Genomic DNA, 6,333 nt, shown 5'->3' with positions numbered 1-6,333 from the left:
CACGCCGCCCGAGCGCCAGCTGCCCCCGGGCGAGCTGCCGGATCCGGACGCCTGAGCGGCGCGGTGTCTAGAAGAGGGCGTGCTCGGCCAGGAGCACGCCCAACCCCACGGCGAAGCTGATCAACGTCACGGGCACGCCGACGCGCAGGTAGTCCATGAAGCCCATCCGGACCTTGCCGCGCGCGGCCTCGAAGACGATGAGGTTCGCCACGCTGCCCACCAGCGTGAGGTTGCCCGCCAGCGTGGAGCCCAGCGCCAGCACGTGCCACGCCAACTCCGGCTCCTGCATGGCCGGCACCCACGCGCGCGCGAGCATCACGAAGGGCACGTTGCTGAAGAGGTTGGAGGCCACGAGCGTGAGGCCCGCGAAGCCCAGCGTCTCGCGCCACGGCGGCCCGGCCATCAGCGGGGAGAACAGCTGGCGGATCTCCTCCGCCCAGCCCGCCTTGTGCACCCCGTGCACGACGACGAAGAGGCTGGCGAAGAAGAGCAGCAGCACCCAGTCCACGCGCTCCAGCGCCTCGCGCGACTCATGGCCGGACAGCGACATCACCAGCACGCCGCCCGCGAGCGCGCTCCAGCTCATGGGCAGTCCGGCGAAGAACGCCACCACCACGCCCAGCAGGCTTCCCAGCCCCAGCGCGAGCAGCCGGCGGTCCACCTCCAGCGGGGGAGGGTGCGTGTCGAAGCGCGCGGCCGGCAGCTCCTTGCGGAAGAGGTACAGCAGCGCCACGGCGACGATGGCGGTGGAGAGCACCGCGGGCAGGGCCATGTACGCGGCGAACCGCGCGTAGCCCAGGCCGGACGCGCCTTGAATCAACATGTTCTGCGGGTTGCCGGTGAAGGTGGCCACGGAGCCGCTGTTGCTGCCCATGCACACCGCCAGCAGGTACGGCACGGGCGGCAGGCGCGCGTCCTCCACCACCACCAGCACCAGCGGCGTGAGGAACAGGCACACGGTGTCGTTGACGAGGAACGCGGACAGGAACGCGCTCACGAACGTCACGGCCACCAGCAGCAGCCGGGGCGTGTGCGCGACCTTGAGGGCCTTGGCCCCGGCGGCGCGGAAGAAGTTCGCCTGCGCCAGGTACACGGCCAGCAGCATCATCCCCAGCAAGAGGACGATGGTGTCCATGTCGATGGCCTGCTGGCCCCGGTCCGTGCTGTGACCGAAGACCTCCGCGGGCGTGACGACGCCGGCGACGACCATCAGCGTGGCGCCCAGCAGGGCACCTCCGGGACGGTCCAGCTTGACGAAGGGCAACCTCGCCCCGGCGATGAAGATGTACGTGAAGAGGAAGATCGCGAGCGCCACGGGCGCGGGACACTAGGGTCCACCCATGAGGCGCGTCGAGGCCTCTGGCGCCGTCGGTCCAGGTGGGAGTCAAGGCCCGCGCTACCGCCCGGCTGGAACGTGGGCGGTCGGCCCCTGGGGAACCGGCGCGACAGGTCCTGACGCGCGTTGTCCTTCCGGGTACACGTCTGTACAGTGCCCGGCCCTATGAAGCCCGAGAAGGAAACCGAGGCCTTCTCCGGCCCGCGCCGCACGCCGTGGTCCGGGGCTCGCGGGCTGGATGCCGTCCTCCAGGGTTGGCGGACGGACCGGCAGGTGTGGCCGAACATCGTCCACGACGCCGTGACGCCGGCCCGCGCCGGGGTGTTCGCGCCGCTGCCGGAGGACCTGTCCCCGCAGGTCCGGGACGCGCTCAAGCGCCGGGGCGTGGAGCAGCTGTTCTCCCACCAGGCGGAGGCCTTCGAGCGGGCCCGCGACGGGGAGAGCCTGGTCATCGCCACGCCGACCGCGTCCGGCAAGAGCCTCTGCTACAACCTGCCGCTGCTGGATCGCTTCGCGCGCGAGCCGGATGCGCGCGCGCTCTACCTGTTCCCCACGAAGGCCCTGTCGCGCGATCAGGAAGAGTCGCTGCGCGCCTTCATGCGCGAGGCGGGCCTGGGCCACGGCGCCATCACCTTCGACGGAGATACGCCGGGGGATGCACGCCGGGCAGCCCGGGAGCGCGCGGGCGTGGTGCTCACCAACCCGGACATGCTGCACACGGGCATCCTGCCGCACCACGCGAACTGGGCGCGGCTGTTCGCGAACCTGCGCTACGTCGTCATCGACGAGTTGCACACGTACCGGGGCGTCTTCGGTTCGCACCTGGCGAACGTGCTGCGCCGGTTGCAGCGGGTGGCGCGGTTCCACGGCGCGTCGCCCACGTTCATCCTGGCATCGGCGACCATCGGCAACCCGAAGGCGCACGCGGAGCGGATGCTGGGGCGTGAGGTGGCGCTCGTGTCGGAGAGCGGCGCGCCGTCCGGTGAGCGCCGGGTGATGGTCTACAACCCGCCCGTGGTGAACGCGGAGCTGGGCATCCGCGCCAGCTATCTCAAGAGCGCGGTGCGGCTCACCGCGGATCTGGTGCGCGCGGGGGTGTCCACGCTGCTGTTCGGCCAGTCGCGCAACAACGTGGAGGTGATGCTCAAGTACCTCCGCGACCGGTTCGTGGAGGAGAAGCTGGATCCATCGCTCATCCAGGGCTACCGCGGCGGCTACCTGCCGGGCACCCGGCGCGCGACGGAGGCCGCGATGCGCGCGGGCGAGGTGCGCTGCGTGGTGGCCACCAACGCGCTGGAGCTGGGCATCGACATCGGGTCGCTGGATGCCGTCGTGTGCGCGGGCTACCCGGGCTCCGTGGCGGCGCTGGCGCAGCGCTTCGGCCGCGCGGGCCGACGGGGCATGGGGAGCCTGGCGCTGCTGGTGACATCCAGCGCGCCGTTGGATCAGTACTTCGCGGCGGATCCGCGCGCGCTCACGGGCGCTCCGGTGGAGCACGCGCGCATTGATCCGGACAATGTGGAGATCCTCGTCCAGCACCTGAAGTGCGCGGCGTTCGAGCTGCCCTTCGAGGAGGGGGACGCGTTCGGCGACGTGCCGGTGGAGAACACCACGGAGGCGCTGGACTTCCTCACGCAGCACCAGGTGGTGCATCCGTCGCAGGCGCCCGAGGGCGGGCGCCGGATGTTCCACTGGTCGTCGGACGCGTACCCGGCGCACCACGTGTCGCTGCGCAGCGTGGGCTGGGACAACGTGGTGGTCATCGAGCGCGGCACGGACAAGACGCTGGCGGAGATGGACTTCCGCTCCGCGCACACCCAGCTGCACGAGCAGGCCATCTACCAGCACGACTCCGAGCAGTACCAGGTGGAGCTGCTGGACCTGGAGAACCACAAGGCCTTCGTGCGCAAGGTGGCGCCGGACTACTTCACGGACGCGATGACGAACGTGCGCGTGAGCGTCATCCAGGAGGACCAGGGCGCGCCGCTGGGGCCGTCGCTGCACGCGGGGCTGGGCGAGGTGTCCGTCATCGAGAAGGTGGTGGGCTACAAGAAGATCAAGTTCCACACGCACGAGAACGTGGGCTACGGCGACGTGCGGCTGCCGGAGATGCAGATGCACACGTCGGCGCTATGGCTGACGGTGCCGGAGGCGGTGGTGCGCGCGATGGACGCTCCGAGGCCCGCGGTCATCGACGCGCTTCGCGGACTGGGCTCCGCGCTGCGCACGGTGGCGTGCGTGGGGTTGATGAGCGACCCGCGCGACCTGGGCCGGACGCTGGGCAGCAAGGACGAGCCGGACGGTCCGCCGCGCAAGGAGGGGGGCGTGGGCTTCGATCCGACGCTGTTCCTCTACGACAACGTGCCCGGCGGCGTGGGGCTGGCGGCGCGGCTGTACGATCAGCGCGAGGAGCTGCTGCTGCGAGGGCGCAAGCTGCTGGAGTCCTGTCCGTGCGAGGACGGGTGTCCGGCGTGCATCGGGCCGGCGGCGGGTGGCCAGCCGGGGAGCGCGCCGTCGGGATCACATCCGCGCAAGCGGTTGGCGTTGGACCTGCTGGCGGCGCTCGGCGTCGCTGGGGTGCAGTGAGGAGCACGGGCGCGGCATGGACCTGAAGCGCAAGCTGTCCCGACTCAGCAGCGCGGGCCCCGGCAGTCAGGCCCGGGCGCCCGTGAACACCGTGGTGGCTCCGGTCGTGGAGACACCGGCGGTGGAGACGCGCGTGCTGGCTGAGGCGGTGCCTCCGGTTCCGCCCGTGAGTGAGGCGGGCACGACCACCCTCGCGGAGGTGCTGGTGCAGGCGCTGCGCAAGCGCCTGTCGATGGACGGAGAGGGTGAGGCCGCACACGACGCGGAGGCCGGAGCAGGGGCCACGCAGGATGCGCGGGCACGCGAGTCCAGGCTCGCGGATGCAGTCGCGCAGGCCCGTGAAGACGGGCTCGCACGGACACGCGAGTCCGGGCTCGCGGATGCGGGCACGCGGGCCCGTGAGTTCGTGGACGAAGGTGCGCGGTCCCGTGCGGACGGGCTCGTGGACCTGCGCGAGGAGGCGCGGCGGCGGTTCGCGGCGAAGCAGACGGGTACGGTGGACGGGACGCCCGATCCCCGGGTGGAAGCGCTGCGCCAGATGCTGTCGTTCTGGGCGGAGCGTCAGGGCACGGCGTCCGCTCGGAAGGCGGTGGAGCCCGTCCCCGAGCCCCGGGCGTTGCCGGTGGAGGCGCGGTCGACGCCGCACGGCACGGTGCACGTGGCCGAGCAGCTGTACCCGCCGGAGCACCGCCACGGCACGGCGCCGGTGGCGGCGGCGCTCGACGTGGAGGCGCGGCTGGTGGCGGGGCTCGCGCTGCATCCGGAGCTGGAGTCGGTGGACTTCACGCGGATGCTGATGCTGGACACGGAGACGACGGGGCTCGCGGGAGGCACGGGCACGGTGCCGTTCCTGGTGGGCCTGGCCTGGTTCGAGGACCGCTCCCTGCGCGTGCAGCAGCTCTTCCTCAGGCGCATGGGGGAAGAGGCGCCCATGCTGCGCGTGCTGGCCGAGCGCATGGCGTCGTCCTCCTGCCTCGTCACGTACAACGGCAAGAGCTTCGACTGGCCGCTGCTGCGCACGCGCTTCGTGCTCAACCGGGTGCCGGTGCCGAAGGAGCTGCCGCACCTGGACCTGCTGCACTGCGCGCGGCGCGTGTTCAAGCACCGGGGCGAGGGCGCGCGGCTCGTGCACCTGGAGTCGAAGGTGCTGGGCCATCACCGGGTGGGGGACGTGGACGGCTCGCTGATCCCGGAGCTGTACTTCCGCTTCCTGCGGGGCACGGACGGCTCGGAGCTGGTGCCGGTGCTGGAGCACAACCAGAAGGACCTGCTGCTCCTGGCGGCGCTGCTGGGCGACCTGGTGCGCCGCTTCCAGTCGGAGGGCACGGAGCAACAGGACCCGAGGGACCTGCTCGGCTTCGCGCAGGTGGCGGAGAGGGCAGGGGACGCGGAGCGGGCGCTGACCTTCGCGAAGGCCGCCGCGGAGAGCGGAGGCCCGGTGGGAATCGAAGCACTGGTGCTGGCCTCGCGCCTCTGCCGCCGCTCGGGCGACTGCGAGACGGCGGTGGCGCACCTGCAGCGGGCGCTCACGTTCGCGAAGCCCGGCCAGGGCGCGGTGCTGCACCTGTCGCTGACGAAGCTCTACGAGCACTCCCTCAAGGACCTGCCCCGGGCCCTGTACCACGCGAGGTTGGCCGCCCCCGTGGAGCTGCCCACCGACCACCAGCTCCGGTTGGAACGCCTGGAGCGCCGGCTGTCGCGTCAGGGCGCCTGAGCGTCAGGCACGCTCACGGCAGCGCAGCACGCAGGCTCGGGAACCACGCGACGATCAGCCGCTGCGTGCCCAGCTTCACCCGGGCCCGGCCCTTCATGCCGTCCTTGTAGACGCGCTGCTTGCCGTCCCGTTCATAGTTGCGGGACGGGACGTGCGCCTGGACCAGCACCGCGCCGTGCCCGAACGCGTCGCTGCCCGGCAGCTGCGCCTGCGCGTACTGGAGCGATGCCTCCGGACCCTCCACCTTCTCGATGACCGCCTCGAAGGGGACCGGCATCCCCACCAGCTGGTACTCGAGCGTCATCCCCGGGGCCAGCTCCGACCGGTACTCTCCCGGAAACACGACATGGAGCGACGGCAGCGCGTCCTGATTCAACAACGCCGCTACCGGCTGCCCCGCCGCCACCCGCGCTCCCTTCGTCACCGTCACCCGGCCCACCATCGCCGACAGAGGCGCCACCACCTCCGCGCTGCCCGTCGCAGTCTCCAGCCGCGCCACCACCTGCCCGGCCTGGACCGTTTCGCTCAGCCCCACGTCCACCGACATCACTCGCCCCTCGGCCGGTGCCGGGACGTCCACCCACTCGCCCTGTTCGAGCAGCACCGACCCTCGCGCCGACCGGTCCACCCGCACCATCCCCGCCAGCACCCCCAGCCTGTCTCCTATACACATCTGACGCTGCCGACGATAAGGCTC

4 protein-coding genes are annotated in these 6,333 nt (G+C 71.7%); 2 read left to right on the top strand and 2 right to left on the bottom strand.

The genetic code is table 11. The features are described from left to right. Nucleotides 1–67: 67 nt before the first annotated feature. Nucleotides 68–1,315, bottom strand: a complete 1,248-nt coding sequence (locus D7W79_RS37080) for an ArsB/NhaD family transporter (protein WP_120529992.1) — start codon at nucleotides 1,313–1,315, stop codon at nucleotides 68–70. A 186-nt stretch (nucleotides 1,316–1,501) separates the two neighbouring features. Here D7W79_RS37080 and D7W79_RS37075 point away from each other — a divergent pair, with 186 nt between their 5' ends. Together D7W79_RS37075 and D7W79_RS37070 are read left to right on the top strand one after the other, a co-directional pair. Next, nucleotides 1,502–3,922, top strand: coding sequence for a DEAD/DEAH box helicase (locus tag D7W79_RS37075; RefSeq protein ID WP_171438465.1), 2,421 nt, complete (start codon nucleotides 1,502–1,504; stop codon nucleotides 3,920–3,922). Nucleotides 3,923–3,938: 16 nt separating this feature from the next. Continuing rightward, nucleotides 3,939–5,636: a ribonuclease H-like domain-containing protein gene (locus D7W79_RS37070; RefSeq protein WP_244222182.1), complete on the top strand. Its 1,698-nt coding sequence runs from the start codon at nucleotides 3,939–3,941 to the stop codon at nucleotides 5,634–5,636. Nucleotides 5,637–5,649: 13 nt separating this feature from the next. On the opposite strand, the gene D7W79_RS46550 is transcribed toward D7W79_RS37070, so the two are convergent. Continuing rightward, the coding region (locus D7W79_RS46550; protein WP_208729941.1) for a biotin/lipoyl-containing protein at nucleotides 5,650–6,333 on the bottom strand (684 nt) is incomplete at its 5' end.

Source organism: Corallococcus exercitus (assembly GCF_003611585.1).
Lineage (GTDB): Bacteria > Myxococcota > Myxococcia > Myxococcales > Myxococcaceae > Corallococcus > Corallococcus exercitus.
This window is presented reverse-complemented; position numbering and strand designations above follow the sequence as displayed.

What these genes read in the sequence shown, in the direction of transcription:
- D7W79_RS37075 (WP_171438465.1), top strand. Translation starts at nt 1,502, where the DNA reads ATGAAGCCCGAGAAGGAAACCGAGGCCTTCTCCGGCCCGCGCCGCACG.
- D7W79_RS37070 (WP_244222182.1), top strand. Translation starts at nt 3,939, where the DNA reads ATGGACCTGAAGCGCAAGCTGTCCCGACTCAGCAGCGCGGGCCCCGGC.